The organism is Corynebacterium sp. CCUG 71335, assembly GCF_024454075.1.
In the GTDB taxonomy this organism is placed as follows: Bacteria; Actinomycetota; Actinomycetes; order Mycobacteriales; family Mycobacteriaceae; genus Corynebacterium; species Corynebacterium genitalium.
The window spans coordinates 1-15,380 of record NZ_JAGPYY010000011.1; the positions used below are offsets into that span (position 1 = coordinate 1).

The 15,380-nt window shown below is 66.3% G+C and carries 17 protein-coding genes; 9 read left to right on the forward strand and 8 right to left on the reverse strand.

Going from position 1 to position 15,380, the window contains the following annotated elements:
* Nucleotides 1-305 precede the first annotated feature (305 nt).
* The 4 genes from KBX19_RS08485 to KBX19_RS08500 are packed head-to-tail and all read left to right on the forward strand — an operon-like array spanning nucleotide 306 to nucleotide 3,444.
* Nucleotides 306-827: a histone gene (locus KBX19_RS08485; protein ID WP_255998393.1), complete on the forward strand. Its 522-nt coding sequence runs from the start codon at nucleotides 306-308 to the stop codon at nucleotides 825-827.
* A 15-nt stretch (nucleotides 828-842) separates the two neighbouring features.
* Complete coding sequence (locus tag KBX19_RS08490) at nucleotides 843-2,171, forward strand: trehalose-6-phosphate synthase (RefSeq protein WP_255998396.1); 1,329 nt, start codon at nucleotides 843-845, stop codon at nucleotides 2,169-2,171.
* Entirely contained in the window at nucleotides 2,168-2,620 is a 453-nt protein-coding gene (locus tag KBX19_RS08495; RefSeq protein ID WP_255995481.1) for a hypothetical protein, read from the forward strand. The genes KBX19_RS08490 and KBX19_RS08495 overlap by 4 nt, the downstream gene beginning before the upstream one ends.
* Entirely contained in the window at nucleotides 2,617-3,444 is an 828-nt protein-coding gene (locus tag KBX19_RS08500; protein ID WP_255998398.1) for a trehalose-phosphatase, read from the forward strand. The genes KBX19_RS08495 and KBX19_RS08500 overlap by 4 nt, the downstream gene beginning before the upstream one ends.
* Here the strand turns inward: KBX19_RS08500 and KBX19_RS08505 are convergent.
* A complete protein-coding gene (locus tag KBX19_RS08505) occupies nucleotides 3,407-4,516 on the reverse strand; it encodes a LacI family DNA-binding transcriptional regulator (RefSeq protein WP_255998400.1) in 1,110 nt (369 codons plus the stop codon). The two genes, KBX19_RS08500 and KBX19_RS08505, sit on opposite strands and share 38 nt — an antisense overlap.
* 30 nt (nucleotides 4,517-4,546) lie before the next feature.
* Between KBX19_RS08505 and KBX19_RS08510 the strand changes: the two genes are divergently transcribed.
* Nucleotides 4,547-5,407, forward strand: coding sequence for a dienelactone hydrolase family protein (locus tag KBX19_RS08510; protein ID WP_255998402.1), 861 nt, complete (start codon nucleotides 4,547-4,549; stop codon nucleotides 5,405-5,407).
* Nucleotides 5,408-5,419: 12 nt separating this feature from the next.
* On the opposite strand, the gene rlmB is transcribed toward KBX19_RS08510, so the two are convergent.
* Genes rlmB through KBX19_RS08535 form a run of 5 tightly spaced genes read right to left on the reverse strand, consistent with a single transcriptional unit; the run spans nucleotide 5,420 to nucleotide 9,666 of the window.
* Complete coding sequence (gene rlmB, locus KBX19_RS08515; protein ID WP_255995477.1) at nucleotides 5,420-6,358, reverse strand: 23S rRNA (guanosine(2251)-2'-O)-methyltransferase RlmB; 939 nt, start codon at nucleotides 6,356-6,358, stop codon at nucleotides 5,420-5,422.
* On the reverse strand, nucleotides 6,351-7,772 hold the full coding sequence (gene cysS / locus KBX19_RS08520; protein ID WP_255998403.1) for a cysteine--tRNA ligase: 1,422 nt from the start codon (nucleotides 7,770-7,772) through the stop codon (nucleotides 6,351-6,353). Before cysS ends, rlmB begins: the two co-directional genes overlap by 8 nt.
* Nucleotides 7,773-7,828: 56 nt before the next feature.
* On the reverse strand, nucleotides 7,829-8,308 hold the full coding sequence (gene ispF, locus KBX19_RS08525) for a 2-C-methyl-D-erythritol 2,4-cyclodiphosphate synthase (protein ID WP_255998405.1): 480 nt from the start codon (nucleotides 8,306-8,308) through the stop codon (nucleotides 7,829-7,831).
* 28 nt (nucleotides 8,309-8,336) lie between these two features.
* Nucleotides 8,337-9,086, reverse strand: coding sequence for a 2-C-methyl-D-erythritol 4-phosphate cytidylyltransferase (gene ispD, locus KBX19_RS08530; RefSeq protein ID WP_255998407.1), 750 nt, complete (start codon nucleotides 9,084-9,086; stop codon nucleotides 8,337-8,339).
* Nucleotides 9,073-9,666: a CarD family transcriptional regulator gene (locus KBX19_RS08535; RefSeq protein ID WP_005288573.1), complete on the reverse strand. Its 594-nt coding sequence runs from the start codon at nucleotides 9,664-9,666 to the stop codon at nucleotides 9,073-9,075. The genes ispD and KBX19_RS08535 overlap by 14 nt, the downstream gene beginning before the upstream one ends.
* A 283-nt stretch (nucleotides 9,667-9,949) precedes the next feature.
* Between KBX19_RS08535 and KBX19_RS08540 the strand changes: the two genes are divergently transcribed.
* Genes KBX19_RS08540 through disA form a run of 3 tightly spaced genes read left to right on the forward strand, consistent with a single transcriptional unit; the run spans nucleotide 9,950 to nucleotide 13,012 of the window.
* Nucleotides 9,950-10,552 (forward strand): hypothetical protein, encoded by a 603-nt coding sequence (locus tag KBX19_RS08540; protein ID WP_005288571.1) that lies wholly within the window; start codon nucleotides 9,950-9,952, stop codon nucleotides 10,550-10,552.
* Between the two features lie 7 nt (nucleotides 10,553-10,559).
* Nucleotides 10,560-11,969 carry a DNA repair protein RadA gene (gene radA / locus KBX19_RS08545; protein ID WP_255998410.1) on the forward strand — a complete coding sequence of 470 codons (1,410 nt, stop codon included), beginning with the start codon at nucleotides 10,560-10,562 and terminating at the stop codon, nucleotides 11,967-11,969.
* A 2-nt stretch (nucleotides 11,970-11,971) separates the two neighbouring features.
* The gene (gene disA / locus KBX19_RS08550) at nucleotides 11,972-13,012 is read left to right on the forward strand and encodes a DNA integrity scanning diadenylate cyclase DisA (protein WP_255998413.1); all 1,041 of its coding nucleotides are present in this window, start codon (nucleotides 11,972-11,974) and stop codon (nucleotides 13,010-13,012) included.
* Nucleotides 13,013-13,037: 25 nt separating this feature from the next.
* Here the strand turns inward: disA and KBX19_RS08555 are convergent, their stop codons facing one another.
* Nucleotides 13,038-13,856 carry a hypothetical protein gene (locus KBX19_RS08555; protein ID WP_255998415.1) on the reverse strand — a complete coding sequence of 273 codons (819 nt, stop codon included), beginning with the start codon at nucleotides 13,854-13,856 and terminating at the stop codon, nucleotides 13,038-13,040.
* An 11-nt stretch (nucleotides 13,857-13,867) separates the two neighbouring features.
* Nucleotides 13,868-14,482 (reverse strand): carbonic anhydrase, encoded by a 615-nt coding sequence (locus tag KBX19_RS08560; RefSeq protein ID WP_040423496.1) that lies wholly within the window; start codon nucleotides 14,480-14,482, stop codon nucleotides 13,868-13,870.
* A 21-nt stretch (nucleotides 14,483-14,503) separates the two neighbouring features.
* Here KBX19_RS08560 and KBX19_RS08565 point away from each other — a divergent pair, with 21 nt between their 5' ends.
* Nucleotides 14,504-15,361: an A/G-specific adenine glycosylase gene (locus KBX19_RS08565; RefSeq protein WP_370687015.1), complete on the forward strand. Its 858-nt coding sequence runs from the start codon at nucleotides 14,504-14,506 to the stop codon at nucleotides 15,359-15,361.
* The last annotated feature ends 19 nt before the right edge of the window (nucleotides 15,362-15,380 follow it).

A 15,380-nucleotide genomic window follows, 5' to 3' on the forward strand; every position in this document is an offset into this window, starting at 1 on the left:
GAAGACGCCTACTATCAACAATCACACGCCCACCCGTTGGGCGTTCAATAAGCGGAACGAAAACCAGGACGCTTCAAAGGGGCAAACCAAGACGCATACCGGAGTTCAGTTCAAATCTAAGTCTGAACCCAAGACGGCGCCCAAGACGGAGCCCAAAGCGCAGCCTGACGTCCGGCCGACTGATTAGACACTCACCACCTTGGATCCAACGCCCCGGCGCAGGTCCCAGCGCCTAACGGGATAGCGTAGAATAGACAGGTCTCTACCCGCCGCAGTTGCCCGGCCAGAAACCAGGAGGTTTTCACGTGCCACCCAAGATCACCGATAGCCGCCCGAACCCGGACGCCGTCCACACGGTTGAGGAGCAAACTGCTTCTGGGGCTCGCAAGGTCGTGGCCACCTACTCGGAGAATCTTGTTGACGGCGTGACCCTGATGTGCATGCTCGGCATCGAACCCGAGGGCTTGGTGTACAAGCAGTTCGCTGAGGATTACGAGGCAGAACTGGAGCAGTCCGGTTCTGCATCCGCGGACGACAGTGACGACGGTGACGGCACCGCAGCCAAGAAGGCAACGAAGAAGTCTGCGAAGAAAGCCGCCAAGAAGGCGGCAAAGAAGTCCACCAAGAAGGCCTCGAAGAAGACCACCAAGAAGGCGACGAAGACGGCCAAGAAGGCCACCAAGACTGCCAAGAAGACGACCAAGACTGCCAAGAAGACGACCAAGACTGCCAAGAAGACGACAAAGAAGGCCGCGAAAAAGTCTGCGAAGAAGACCACTAAGAAGGCGGCGAAGAAAACCGCAAACTCTTCCGGCAGCGACAGTTAAGGGACTGGCAGTCTCATGAGCGGCGACAACCAGTTTGTGGTGGTGGCAAACCGCCTCCCGGTCGACCGGGTGGACGGCCAGTGGGTGGCGTCGCCAGGCGGGCTCGTTGCGGCGCTCGCCCCGGTGCTCAAGCGCAACAGCGGCTGCTGGGTCGGATGGCCGGGCGAACCGGACGCCAGCTTTGATCCATTTGAGAATGACGGCATTACCCTCCACCCGGTCGAGTTGGACCAGGATGATTTCGAGGAGTTCTACGAGGGCTTTTCCAACTCGACGTTGTGGCCGCTGTACCACGACCTCATCGTGAAGCCGACCTACGACCGTTCGTGGTGGCAGCGCTACAAAGCCGTGAACAAGAAGTTCGCGCAAGCAGCAGCAAGCACTGCCGGCAAAGGCGCGACGGTGTGGGTGCAGGACTACCAGCTGCAGCTGGTCCCCGGGATGCTCAAAAAGCTGCGCCCAGACCTGACAATCGGATTCTTCCTGCACATCCCCTTCCCCAGCCCAGACTTGTTCCGCCAGCTGCCGTGGCGCCGCGACGTGCTCCGCGGCCTGGAGGGCGCAGACCTCATCGGGTTCCAACGCAAGCGCGACGAGATGAACTTCACGGACCTCGCCGCCCAGGACCCGCACGCCACAACGCCGCGCACCGGCACGTTTCCCATCTCGATCGAGACCGGTGACGGCGGTTTCAGCCCGGCGGATGAGAAGGATATCTCGCAGGTCCGCGGCTCCCTGGCGAACCCGCGCACGCTCATGCTCGGCGTCGACCGGCTCGATTACACCAAAGGCATCCTCCAGCGTCTCACCGCGATCGAAGAGTTGTTGCAGGAGGGCCGGCTCGATTCCGTCGCGATGATTCAGGTGGCTACCCCCTCGCGCGAGCGCATCGCCAGCTACAAGACCACCCGCGCAGGTGTTGAGGAAGCAGTCGGCCGCATTAACGGCCGCTACGGCAAGCTCGGCCGCCCGGTCGTCCACTACGAGCACCACTCGGTTCCGAAGTCTCAGCTGCGCAGCTACTACTCCGCCGCCGACATCATGCTGGTGACACCGTTCAAGGACGGGATGAACCTCGTCGCGAAAGAGTACGTCGCCTGCCACCCGGACGGTTCCGGGGCGCTCGTGCTCTCGGAGTTCGCCGGAGCGGCCGTCGAGCTGGACCAGGCTCACCTGTGCAATCCGTTCGATATTGAGTCGGTGAAGGGGGCGATTGTGGAGGCCGTCGATAAGCAAGGTTCGACCGAAGCGCGCGACGCGATGCGTGCGATGAATGAGCACGTGACTACTCACGATGTCGCTGCATGGGCGGAGTCTTTCCTCGACGAGTTGGCCCGCGCATGAAGCGCGGAGCTGCTGCCATCGCCGTCGCTGCCGCCGCCGCGCTCGCCGGCTGTTCCGCACCGACCCACCCGCTGGCGGGCACGACCTGGGAGATCGTCGCCGTCTACACCGACCCCGACTTCCCGGGCGACGTGCCGCTCGACGCCGCCGGCCGCGCGGTCATCGTGTTCGGCCGCGAGTCGCTCACGGCTCGGACGGGGTGCGCGCCGCTGCAGGCGGGGGCGTCGATAAGCGATAGCGACGTGCAGCTGCGCGGCGTCACCACCGGCAAGCTCGACAGCGACTGCGCCGGCGGATCCCGCCGCCTGCACACCCAGCTTTCTGAGATCCTCGTCCCCGACGCGGAGTTCGACCTGCGGCGGTACGGTGAGGATGAAATCACGCTGACCGCCCGCCGCGGTGACGGGATCGACCTCAATCCCCCGACGATAAGGCTGGTCGCACAATGACGGACGCGTTCGACCCACGCCCCGCACTCGACTCTCTTGCGCGCACCGAGAAGCTGCTGGTCTGCGTTGATTTCGACGGCACGATCTGCGAGCTGCACACCGATGCCTACGCCGTCACGCCCAACCCGGACGCGATCGCCGCGCTGGAGGATTTGTCGCTCATGCGCGACACGACGGTCGCAGTGCTATCCGGGCGTCACCTTGACGGGCTGCGGATCGTGTGTCCGCTTGACGCGCCGGGGATTCTCGTCGGCTCACACGGTGCGGAGCCGACGGAGGGCGGGCCGCAGCTCGATGGGGCGCAACGCGCGTATCTCGATCGCGTGAGCGCGCGGCTGAACGAGATCGTCGCCGGCAGCGCCCCAGCGTTCGTGGAAAATAAGCCGTACCAGCGCGTTCTACACGTCGCGAAGCTCGCGGAATCCGATCCCGCGCGCGCCCAATCGCTTATCGACGCAGCCCTCGCCCTCTCCCCCGACACCCTCCACGGCAACGCCGGCTCGCCCGGGCACAATGTCGTCGAGTTCTCCGTCGTCGACACGACAAAGGGCACCTGGCTCGGCGCCGAGAAACAAAAACACACCGCGACCCTGTTCGCCGGTGACGACGTGACTGACGAAACCGCCCTGACCGTTCTCGACCCCGCGGCCGGCGATGTGGGGATCAAGATCGTCCGCAGTGCAGCCAGAGGTACCGCTGCCGATGCTGCAACTGTCGATAGCGCCGCAGTAAATACCGCGGCGCAGTTCCGGCTCGGCGGCGTCACCGAGATGGCGGACTACCTGGTCACTCTCGCGGCGGAGCGACGGTCCGCCCTGGGTTGAACCGGGTCGGCAGGATGACGCGGGGGACGTCCGCGTCCGTACTCGCACTGGCCGCCCCGGATGGAGCGGCGGTGTCGTCGAGGTTGGCGTCGATAAGCTTGGCCAGCACTTTGCCCACCGTCGCCCCTTTGCGCTTGTTCGGCTGAATGACGGTGGTGAGGCCGCGCGTGAGCGCCGGCGCGACTCCGTCAAACCCCGTGACAGAGACATCCCCGGGCACGTCCCATCCTTGGCTAGTGCAATAGTCCATCACGCCCAGCGCCATGGAGTCGGTGGTGCAGAGGATCGCGGTGAGGTCGGGGGATGCGTCGAAAAGCTCGCGAGCGGCATCGACTGCAGTCGCATGGTCATTGAAATGCCTGGTCACGATCGGCACCCCGGAAATCTCTGCGCCTGCGAACACATCGAGCGCACCGAGGATGCGCTCACGCTGCACGTGCATGTCCGCCTCCGCGACGTCCGCCGCGGTGACGGCGCCTTCGCGTGACTCGTCCGAGAACAGGCGTTTCGCGGCAATGCCGATCCGCTGGTGCCCGGCCTCCACAAGCGCTTCGGCGGTCGCGCGGATCGCGGCCCGGTCGTCGATGCCGACGAACGCGTCGCCGGTGTCGTACGGCTGGTCGCACACCACCACCGGCACGCCGCGGGCACGCACGGCATCCAGGTGGGTTTCGGCAGACGGAACGGAGTAGACGACGAAGCCGTCGACAAGCGCACTGGCGACCAACGGTGACTCGCCGCCATCCGGACCGAGCGGGATGAGCGTGAGCGCGTTGTGCGTGCCCATCGAACTCTCACCGAGCCCCGCGAGAAAGTCGATCGACGCCAGATCCTCGAACGCGAACGACATGTGCTCGGTGAGAATCACCCCGATCGCCCCGACCCGCCGCGTGCGCAACGACCGCGCCATCGGGTCCGGACCGGTGTACCCGCGCGCAGCCGCCGCAGCGAAAATGCGCTCCCGCAGCACATCTGACAACTGGTCGGGCCGGTTGTACGCGTTCGACACCGTCGTCCGCGAGACCCCCAACTCAGCAGCGATGGATGCGAGCGTGCCCTTCTTCTGCATCATGCGACTACCGTACTGTCTATGGTGAACAGGGTGATTGTGAACCGCCGTACCCTTACCAGCAACGGAACCGAGCGCCGCTACACGGAGGTGCTGCCGGACTCGCCGCGCCCCGGCGCGCCCGTGGTTCTGTTTTTGCACGGTTCGCTGCAATCCGGCAGCGTCGCGCGCAACTTCACGGGCAACACGTTCGACGAGTTCGCCGACCGCGGCTGCGTGGTGCTGTATCCCGACGGCGTGGGGCGGCACTTCAACGACCATCGCGTCGGATTCCAGGAACGCGCGCGCCGCGAGCTTGTCGACGACACCGCCTTCCTCACCACCCTGATCTCCCACTACGAAACCGACCGGGTGATTGGCTGCGGCTTTTCCAACGGCGGCCAGATGGTGCAGCGTTTCGCGCTCGAGCGCCCAGGAGTGCTCAGCGGCATCGCGTGCTTCGGCTCGCCGTGGCCGACCGCGGACAACGTTCTGCCCGAGCTGCGCCCGTTTTACGACGCCTGGTCCCCCACCCCCGTCCTGTCCCTCCAAGGCACCGCCGACCCGCTCGTCCCCTACGACGGCGGCATGTCCGGGATCGGTGACGCGAACCGCGGTCAGGCTCGTGCGGCACTCGAGTCGGCACGTTTCTTCGCCACGCTCAACGGGCTGGGCGAGGATGCCGAGCCCGTCTCCGCGCAGCCCGTCAGCGGCGTGCGCGTGGACCGTTTCGGCCCCGGCGCACCCGGCTCCCCCGCAGTCGATGCTGCCAGCGGTGCGGCACCCGTCGAGCTGTGGACCATCGAAGGCATGGGCCACCTCGTCCCCAACCCGAAGCAGATGAGCGACAAGCTCGGCCCCGGCACTGACAAGGTGGTCGGCGCGGAGATCGTTGCGAACTTCTTCGGGCTGTAGCGCCAGCCCGACCTACTGCATGCGGCGTTGGCGGGCGAACTCGCTGAGCACCACGCCCGCGGCAACGGATGCGTTCAGAGACTCGACCCAGTCGGCGGTGGGGATCGACATGATGACGTCGCAGTTCTCGCGAACCAGCCGCGAGATTCCCTTGCCTTCAGAACCAACGACGATGACCACCGGGTCGGTGGCACCGTCGAACGTGTCCAGGGTGTGCTCGCCGCCGGCATCGAGCCCGACGACCATGTAGCCGTTGTCCTTGAACTCCTTGATGGTGCGGGTGAGGTTGGTGGCGCGGGCGACGGGGAGACGGGCGGCGGTGCCGGCGGAGGTTCGCCACGCAACGCCCGTCACCTGGGCAGAACGACGCTCCGGAATGATGACACCGTGACCACCGAACGCCGCCGCCGAACGAATGACGGCACCCAGGTTGCGGGGGTCGGTGATGTTGTCCAAGACGACGAACATGCCGGTCTCGCCACGGTCGCGCACACCCCCGATCAGGTCGAAAACGTCGGCGTACTTGTACGGCTGGATCTTCAGACCGATCCCCTGGTGCAAGGTGTTGCCGGTCATGTTGTCCAGGTCGCGGCGAGGCACCTCGTGGACAGGGATGCCGCGGGTGTTGGCCATCTGGACGGCCTCGCTCAGCCGGTCGTCGTGGCCGGTGCCCTGTGCGATGAGCAAAGCTTCCGACGGCACCTTCGCATGCAGGCACTCCACCACGGGGTTGCGGCCGACAACCAGGTCGGCCTCCTCGCGCTCGTGCCGTCCGGAGTCGCGGCGCTGCCGCTCCAGCTTGCGCTTGTGCGCGGCGTGATAGACGCGGTCCTCCGCCTTCGGGGTCGGGCCCTTGCCGGCCAGGCCGCGGCGGCGCTGACCACCGGACCCCTTAGTCGCGCCCTTCTTGTTCTTCTTCTGCTTGTCGGGCCGGTCGTACGGTTTAGCCATTGTTGTTCTCCTTCAGGGACCATTGTGCGCCGTCGGCAGTGTCTGTGACCTCAATGCCGGCTTCGGTGAGGCGGTCGCGCACAGCGTCGGCAGTTGCCCAGTCCTTTGCGGCACGCGCCTCAGCGCGGCGGTCCAGCTCGGCGCGGACAAGCACGTCCAACGCCTCAGTTACTCGGGCGGTGTCAGCGGAATCAGAGCCGGCGCCGGCACGGCCTGCCCACTCGACCGGATCAACACCCAGCACGCCTGCCATAGCGCGGACTGCCCCGGCGAGACGCGTCGCTTCGTCGGTGTCGCCGGCGGCGAGCGCCTTGTTCGCGGCGCGGACCGTGTTGTGAATCTCGGCCAGGGCGCGCGGGACGCTGAAGTCCTCGTTCATCGCGTGTGCAAAGGCGTCAGTCCACTGGCCCGGTTCAACGGGGGCGAGGGCGCTGGCGCGCGTGATGAGGTCCTCGATGCGTCGATAAGCAACTGCCGCTTCTTGCAGCGCTTCCGGCGAATACTCGAGCACGCTGCGGTAATGCGCGGAACCGAGGTAGTAGCGCAGCTCGACCGGGCGCACCGCCTCGAGCATGCGGTCGATGGACAGTACGTTGCCCAGCGACTTCGACATTTTCTCGCCGGCCATGGTGACCCAGTGGTTATGCATCCAGTAGCGGGCGAAGCCGTCGCCGGCGGCGTGCGACTGAGCCTGCTCATTCTCATGGTGCGGGAACTGCAGGTCAAGGCCGCCGCCGTGAATGTCGAAGGACTCGCCCAGGTACCACGTCGACATCGCGGAGCACTCCAGGTGCCAGCCCGGGCGGCCGTCGCCCCACGGCGTCGGCCAGCTGGGCTCACCGGGTTTCGCCGCTTTCCACAGCGCGAAGTCGTGCGCGCCACGCTTGCCGCGGTTGTCGGTCTCGCCTTGCTCCATGTCCTCGACGCGGTTGCCGGACAGCGACCCGTAGTCGCCGCCTGCTGCGCCCCACGCCGCAACGTCGAAGTAGACGGAACCGTCCGCCGCGTACGCGTAGCCGTTGTCCATAAGACGCTGCATGTAATCAACCATCTGCGTGACGTGGCCCGTCGCGCGCGGTTCAACACTCGGCGGGAGCACGCCCAGCGTCTCATAGGCGCGGCTGAATTCGCGCTCATACGTGGACACCCACTCCCACCAGGGGCGGTCGTGTTCCGCCGCTTTAGTGAGGATCTTGTCGTCGATGTCAGTGACATTGCGCACGAATGCCACATCGTTGCCGTTCGCAGCGAACCAGCGGCGCACGACGTCGAACGCGACGCCGGAACGCAAGTGCCCGATGTGCGGTGACGACTGCGGGGTTGCGCCGCACAGGTAGATGGACACGTGTCCCTCTCGGAGCGGCTCGAAGGCGCGGAGCGTGCGGGTGGCGGTGTCGAAAATCTGCTGAGTCACGTACCTAGTCTGCCAGATGCGCGCTCTCAGGCCCGCTTATCGATGCCGCCGCCCCCTCAAGGCTGCTCCACCAACGCCGTCGCAATGGCCGCCCGGCCTTCGCCCGAGCCGGTGAATCCCATGTGGTCAGTCGTGGTCGCACTGACGGAGACGGGGGCACCGAGCGCCTCGGACAGGGTACGCTCCGCCTCTTCGCGCACGGGCCCCATCTTCGGGGTCTGCGCGATCAGCTGGGTGGACACGTTGACGACGGTGTAACCGGTCGACTCCACAAGCCCACGCAGCTCGGTGAGCAGCTGCACACCCGTCACGCCGGCGTACTCGGGGCGTCCGACGCCGACGAAGCTACCCAAGTCCCCGAGACCGGTCGCCGACAGCACCGCGTCCACGATCGCGTGCGAGACGACGTCACCATCGGAATGGCCTTCGCAGCCGTCAACCCCCTCGAAGTTAAGTCCCGCGATCCAGCAGGGTTTACCGGACTGGATCTGGTGGGCGTCGAAAGCTGTGCCGACACGCAAGCGCGAAGTACTCATGCGCTCCGATCCTAGCTACAGCTGGCGGTTAGCTGCCGGGGACGGTGAAGACGGTCGGCTCTGCCTCGTCCGTGATGCGCTTGGCTAGGACCAGGTCGATCGGCGTGGTGATCTTGAACGCCATCGGGTCGCCCTGCACGGTGGCGACGGGGACGCCGAACCATTCCATGAGACTCGCGTCATCCGTCGGCACAAAGCCCGTAGCACCAGCAGCGCCCTTACCGAAGTAAGCCTCGTTCGCGGCGCGCAGCGTCTCCAGGTCGAACCCTTGCGGCGTCTGCACAGCGCGCAGAGTGGAGCGGTCGGGGGTGTCCACGACGGTGCCGGCGACATCGACACGTTTGATGGTGTCAGCGACGGGGAGGACGGGAATCACTGCTGGCGCGCCAGCAAGGACCTCCATGGCCACGCGGGCGATCATGCCCGGCGGGGTCAGGGCGCGAGCGGCATCGTGGATGAGGACGGCGGAGGTGGCAAGCTCGTCGATAAGCGAAACTGCTTTGATGCCCTCCCACACGGAGCCTGCGCGCTCGCCGGCGCCGTGGATGAACTGGACATCGTGCCCGTGCAGCAAACGGCGCGCCAGCGGTTCCATGTCGGGGCTGACGATGACGCCAATGTGGTCGACGATTTCGGACGTCTCCATCGCTGCAACGGAGCGTTCCAGCAGCGTGCGCCCCCGCAGTGGAACGTACGCTTTCGGGATGTCGGCGCCGAGGCGCGTGCCGCGGCCGGCTGCGGCGACAAGGGCGACGACGCGGCGTTTAGTCGTCCTCATCCGGGTCGTCGAAGCTCAGGTCGTCGAGGTCGACATCATCGTCCGGGTCGATGTCGTCGCTCGGCTTAGCCACAAGCCCCTGCTCGACGTGGCGGGCGATGATCGACTGGATTTCCTTTTCCATGTCGTCGGCCTTCGCCTCATCGATCGGCTCCGCAAGCGCGAGCTCGCCGACGAGGATCTGGCGGGCCTTACCCAGCATGCGCTTCTCACCGGCGGACAGGCCACGGCCCTGGTCGCGGCGCCACAGGTCGCGCACAACCTCGGCGACCTTGTTGATGTCGCCCGATGCCAGACGCTCCTGGTTCGCCTTGTAGCGGCGGGACCAGTTGCCAGCTTCCTCAACGTCGGTCTCGCGCAGCACGGAGAAGACTTTGCGCAGGCCATCCTCGTTGACCACGTCGCGCACGCCGACCAGCTCCGCGTTCTTCACCGGGACACGCACGGACAAGTCGGACTGCAGGATGTTCAGCACGAGGAAGTCGAGGGTCTCCCCGCCCATCTCCCGCTGCTCGATGTCCGCGATCCGCGCAGCACCGTGGTGCGGGTAGACCACCACTTCTCCGACCTTGAAATCCACTGGCATCTCCTTGCAGACAGCTCGGGCACACTGACCAATAACTCCACGATTCTAACATCGCTACCCGGTCCGCGATTGCGCAGTGTGCTTGACGACGGCGCGCTGCCACCCCGGAAAGCCGGCGTGCACCGCGCGCACACCACACCCGGTTACCCCCGGTTGACCCCTGTTCTGGCGTGGGGAAGATCTCCGGGGCAGCGCAAAACTGTGAATTAGGGGCCAGGAAAGACTAAGGTAAACCGGTGATACGCCCAGAATTCCCCGTAATTCGTGATTGTTCGTAATGGAGGACATCGACGTGAAGTCCCTGAAGTCTGTCGCCCGCCGCGGCGGCGCAGTTTCTGTTGCAGCTGTTTCCGCGCTGCTGCTCGCAGCGTGCTCGGCAGGCCAGATCACCCAGACCTCTTCTCAGGTTGCGGCCGTCAACGGTGCCAGCGCCCAGACTGAGGACGGCTCCGTCACCGTCCAGGACGTCACGGTCCTCCTCGACGAGAACGGCGAAGCGGCCCTGAAGTTCACGGCATCGAACCAGGACTACCAGATGCACGAGCACAAGCTGCAGTCCATCGAGGTCGACGGACAGTCTGTGCAGATGGATTCGACGGAGCCGATGGGCTACAACTGCAACATCGTCGGTGATTCCGCCGACGGCCTGGAGCAGATGCCGCAGTCGACCGACACCACGGCCTGCGTCGAGTACGTCGAGACCGCCCTGGACAACAAGGACTTCGCTTACGGCGGCAACATCCCGGTGACGTTCACGTTCGACTCCGGCACCATCGATATCACCGCTACCGTGGCTGCGCCGACACTCGAGTCCGGCGACTCCGTCCGCCAGCCGGAGCTGGAGGAGTCCGGCCACGGTAGTGCCAAAGAAGCACAGTAACTAGCCTTTGGCCAAGAAGCGCACCGTTTACACTTGCTCTGAGTGCGGCTATTCCTCCCCGAAGTGGCTCGGCCGCTGCCCGGAGTGCGGAGCGTGGGGCACCCTCGCCGAATCCGCCGCCCCTGTTTCCGCGGCCGCCGGCGCAGGTTCAGCGCGCCCGCAAGTGTTGACGCCGTCGTCAGCGGCGCAACCCATCACCAAAGTCAACGCCACCGCGGCGCATCGCTTATCGACGAGCATTGGCGAGCTCGACCGCGTCCTCGGCCGCGGCATCGTCCCCGGATCGGTGGTGCTGCTCTCCGGCGAGCCGGGCGTGGGAAAGTCGACGCTGTTGCTGGAGGTGGCGTCGAAATGGGCTTCCGCCGGTGCCGACGGCGCCGACGGTGAACCGCGCACCGCGCTGTACGTGACCGCAGAAGAGTCCGCTTCCCAGGTCCGCGGCCGCGCTGAACGCACCGGAGCTCTGCAAGACCGCCTGTTCCTGGCGGCGGAATCGAACCTGGATGTCCTGTTCGGCCATGTCGACCAGGTCAAACCCGATCTGCTGATCGTGGACTCGGTCCAGACGATGCAGGCGCCCGGTGTGGAAGGCGTCGCTGGCGGTGTCGCTCAGTCGCGTGCGGTGACGGCAGCTCTGACGAGCCTGGCGAAGTCGACGAACCTGCCGATCCTGCTGGTCGGCCACGTCACTAAGGACGGCAACGTCGCTGGCCCGCGCGTGCTGGAGCACTTGGTCGACGTGGTGCTCAACTTCGAGGGTGACCGCCAGACGAGCCTGCGCATGCTGCGCGGGCTGAAGAACCGCTTCGGCGCGACCGATGAAGTCGGCTGTTTCGAGCAGACCGCCGACGGTATCCGCGAGGTTCCTGACCCGTCTGGATTGTTCCTCTCCCACCGCGGCCAGACCCCCGACGGTTCTGCGGTCACGGTGGCGATCGACGGCGTGCGTCCGATCCTCGCTGAGGTCCAGGCGCTCACCGTCGACCCGGTGAACAAGTCGCCGCGCCGCGTGGTCACCGGCTTGGACTACAACCGCGTCCCCATGGTGCTCGCGGTCCTCCAAGCGCGCTGCGGGGAGCGCACCAATGACAAGGACGCCTACGTCGCCACGGTCGGCGGCGTGCGCATCACGGAGACGGCCACTGACCTCGCTGTCGCGCTGGCCACCTGGTCGAGTTTGCACAACACGCCGCTGCCGCCGCGCACCGTCGTCATCGGCGAGGTGGGCTTGGCTGGCGAGCTGCGCCGCGTGCCCTCCCTGGACCGCCGCCTGGCGGAGGCGTCTCGTCTCGGCTACGAGAACGCGATCGTCCCCGGTGGCTCCAAGGGTGCAGCGAACCAGCACGGGATGCGTGTGGCGGGGGTGGGGTCGCTGAAGGAGGCGATTGGTGTCGTCGGTAAGCGTATGCTCGAGTGATTATGACCAGCATGCGCGAAACTCTCCTGCGTCTCGCCCCGGGCACTGAGCTGCGCGACGGGCTTGAGCGCATCAAGCGCGGCCACACGGGCGCGCTCATCGTGCTTGGCGACGGCCCCGACGTCACCCCCATCTGCGACGGCGGCATCGAATTCGACGTGCCGTTCTCTCCGACGCTGCTGCGCGAGCTGTCCAAGATGGACGGCGCGGTCCTTCTGTCCGAGGACGGCACCCGCATCACGCGGGCGAACGTGCAGCTTGTGCCGTCGCCGACGTTCCCGACATCCGAGACCGGCACGCGCCACCGCGCCGCTGAACGCACTGCGCTGCACACGGGCACGCCGGTGGTGTCGGTGTCGGCGTCGATGAATATTGTCACCGTTTACGCCGCCGGGAAACGCCACGTCATCGAGGAGCCCGGTGTGATGATGACGCGTGCGCGGCAGGCGATTGCGACAGTGGAGCAGTACCGTTCGCGCGTCGATAAGGCGAACCAGCGCCTCGCGGTGGCCGAGATGAACCGCTACGCCGCTGTCGAAGACGTGCTGCATCTGCTGCAACGCCAGCTGCTGCTGCAGCGCGCCGCCCGCGATGTCGACGACCAGATCATTGAGCTGGGCACCGACGCCCGCCAGCTGCGCCTCCAGCTCAGCGAACTGCGCGGCACCATCGACGATGACATTGAGATGCTCGCGTGCGACTACATCGTCACCGACGGCGTTCCGCACGCCGAGCTTATCGACGGCGCCTTGCGCGACCTCGAGAACCTCCCCGACTCCGACCTCCTCACCTCGGCGGCGCTGGCGCGTCTGCTCGGCCTGCCCGCAACGGAAGAGAATTTGGTCGAGTCGGTCACCCCGCGCGGCTACCGCGTGCTGTCGCGTATCCCGCGGGTGCAGAAGTTCCTCATTGACCACATCGTGGAAGAGTTCGGCGACCTGGACGCCATCCGCGCAGCCGAACCGGAGCAGCTCGCGGTGGCGGAGCATGTCTCGCCGCTGTGGGCGCGCCACATTGCGGAGGGTCTGCGTCGCCTCAGCTGATTTTAGGAGCTAGCTCGTCTAGCTCCTAGTTGATGTTGAAGGTGACGCCCTCGGAAGCGTTGTCTCCGAGCGAGACCGAAGCGACGTAGGCGCCCGGCGCGACCGGCTCACGTGCCGAGCACTGGCCCGGCGAGGACCCCAGGCGCGACCAGGTTGCGCTGAAGTGGCGGGACTCGCCGGCGGGGAAGGTTTGCTCACCGTTGATCACCGGGTCGTAGCAGTCGGTGTCGCCCCAGACGGGTTGGAAGCCTTCGCGGCCGATGGCGTAGACCTCGAAGCGCAGCTTGTCCTCGGTGGCGTCGATATCGCAGTCGGCGCCGGTGGGGTTTTTCACCTCGACGGTGATGTCCGGCTGATCCTCCGGATCCGAGCTGTCAAAGGCGGTCTTGTTCACCTTCACGGTCAGCTGCAGGTCCTCGAGCTCGCAGGTCTTCTTGGAGGCCAGGGCAGCCTCGTCGGGCTTGTCGGATTCGCTCTCGGACGGCTCAGTGGAATCTTCGTCCTTGGACTCGGTCTCTGCCTCCGTCTCCGTGGCGGATGCGCCCGGGTCCGGTTCGGTCGGGGTGGTCACCATTGTTTCCGGCGCGGTTGTGGTGGGCTGTTCCGGCTCGTCGGAACCGGAGCGTGCGAACGCCGTTAAACCCCACACCACCAGGGCAGCCACAGCGAGGAGGATGACCAGCGCAGCGACCCTGCGGCGGACGTAGACCTCCTGCGGGAGGCGCTGCGGGGACCGCACGGGGCGAGTGTCCGTGCCTCGTGCAGAGTCACGCGCGTCACCGCGCTCCGGGCGCCGCGGCTGGCGCGGGGTGTAACTGTCTCGTCGGGGCGGTTGGTGGCTCACGCCTGTAGATCTTATCGGCCGAAGTGCTCTCCGACGGGTGTGACGCGGCCATCCTCAAGCCGGTATCGCGCGGCGACAATGCCCAACGAGCCGTCAGCAATGCGATCCTCCACGTCCGGGATGCGGTGCCGCAAGTGCTCGGCGGTGACCGTCGCATGGGTCTCTTCGATGACAGCGCGGTCGGCGTGCTCAAGCTTCTTGGCTTCGATGACACTCGGTGCGATCTTTTCCACGAACACGCGGGTGAGGTCGGTGGGCATCTCCCCTTCCTCGAAGGAGGTGGCGGCAGCACCGATCGCTCCGCAGCTTTCGTGGCTGAGCACGACGATCAGGGACACCCCGAGATTCTTCACCGCGAATTCCAGGGATCCGGTCACGGCGGCGTCCACGCACCCTCCGGCGGTGCGGACGACGAAGAGTTCGCCGAGGCCGGCGTCGAAAAGCATCTCGACAGGCACCCGCGAATCGGAACACGCCAGCACTGCTGCGTACGGTTCTTGGCCGGCGCGCAGTTCTTGGAGGCGGGCGCTGTTGTTGTTTGGACGCTCAGAAGTTTCAGTGGCGAAACGCTCATTTCCTTCGAGCAGGTGCTGCCAGGTCTCTCGCGGTATTTTTCGGAATGCCATGGCCACTATTATGGCACTGTGATTGATCCCGCGAAAGTGACCGAGTGGTTCCGCGCGAACGCCCGCGATCTGCCGTGGCGCGAGCCGAGCACGTCGCCGTGGGGCGTGCTGCTCAGCGAGGTCATGAGCCAGCAGACCCCTGTCGCCCGCGTCGCCCCGCAGTGGCGTGAGTGGATGCGGCGCTGGCCCGCGCCCGCGGATCTCGCCGCCGCGCCCACCTCCGAGGTGCTGCGCGCGTGGGGCACGCTCGGGTATCCGCGTCGCGCGTTGCGGCTCCAGGAATGCGCCGCGGCGCTTGTCGACGTTCACAACGGGCAGGTGCCCAGCGCCGTCGATAAGCTGCTGGCGCTACCGGGGATCGGCGACTACACCGCGCGGGCGGTCGCGTGCTTCGCGTTCGGGCAGGCAGTGCCCGTGGTGGACACGAATGTGCGCCGAGTTTACGCTCGCGCCGAGCTGGGACGGCCGGTGGCGAAACCGCAGAAGGCCGAGCTGGAATGGGTCGCGGAGCTGCTCCCGGGCACGGACGCGGATGTGTTCTCCGCGGGCCTGATGGAGCTCGGCGCGCTTGTCTGCACTGCGACGAACCCCGCGTGCAAGTCCTGCCCGCTTATCAGCGACTGCGCTTGGGTCGCCGCCGGCTCCCCCGCCCCCACCGAGGAGGAACTGGCGGGCAAGAAAGTGCAGAAGTTCGTCGGCACGGACCGGCAGGTACGCGGGAAAATCATGAAGGTCCTGCGCGAGGCCAATACGCCCGTCGAGCAAGGCGTGATCGACCTGGTCTGGCCAGACGCGCCGCAGCGCTCCCGCGCGCTGTTCTCGCTGCTTGAGGACGGGTTGGCCGTGCAGGATGCCAACGGCCGTTTCCGCCTGCCGTAGCCGCCTGAGCCGCCTGCCG

Excerpts from the sequence above, each read along its gene's own strand:
- KBX19_RS08490 (WP_255998396.1), top strand. The coding sequence starts at position 843 with ATGAGCGGCGACAACCAGTTTGTGGTGGTGGCAAACCGCCTCCCGGTC.
- KBX19_RS08495 (WP_255995481.1), top strand. The coding sequence starts at position 2,168 with ATGAAGCGCGGAGCTGCTGCCATCGCCGTCGCTGCCGCCGCCGCGCTC.
- KBX19_RS08500 (WP_255998398.1), top strand. The coding sequence starts at position 2,617 with ATGACGGACGCGTTCGACCCACGCCCCGCACTCGACTCTCTTGCGCGC.
- KBX19_RS08505 (WP_255998400.1), bottom strand. The coding sequence starts at position 4,516 with ATGATGCAGAAGAAGGGCACGCTCGCATCCATCGCTGCTGAGTTGGGG.
- rlmB (WP_255995477.1), bottom strand. The coding sequence starts at position 6,358 with ATGGCTAAACCGTACGACCGGCCCGACAAGCAGAAGAAGAACAAGAAG.
- ispF (WP_255998405.1), bottom strand. The coding sequence starts at position 8,308 with ATGAGTACTTCGCGCTTGCGTGTCGGCACAGCTTTCGACGCCCACCAG.
- ispD (WP_255998407.1), bottom strand. The coding sequence starts at position 9,086 with ATGAGGACGACTAAACGCCGCGTCGTCGCCCTTGTCGCCGCAGCCGGC.
- KBX19_RS08540 (WP_005288571.1), top strand. The coding sequence starts at position 9,950 with ATGGAGGACATCGACGTGAAGTCCCTGAAGTCTGTCGCCCGCCGCGGC.
- disA (WP_255998413.1), top strand. The coding sequence starts at position 11,972 with ATGACCAGCATGCGCGAAACTCTCCTGCGTCTCGCCCCGGGCACTGAG.
- KBX19_RS08560 (WP_040423496.1), bottom strand. The coding sequence starts at position 14,482 with ATGGCATTCCGAAAAATACCGCGAGAGACCTGGCAGCACCTGCTCGAA.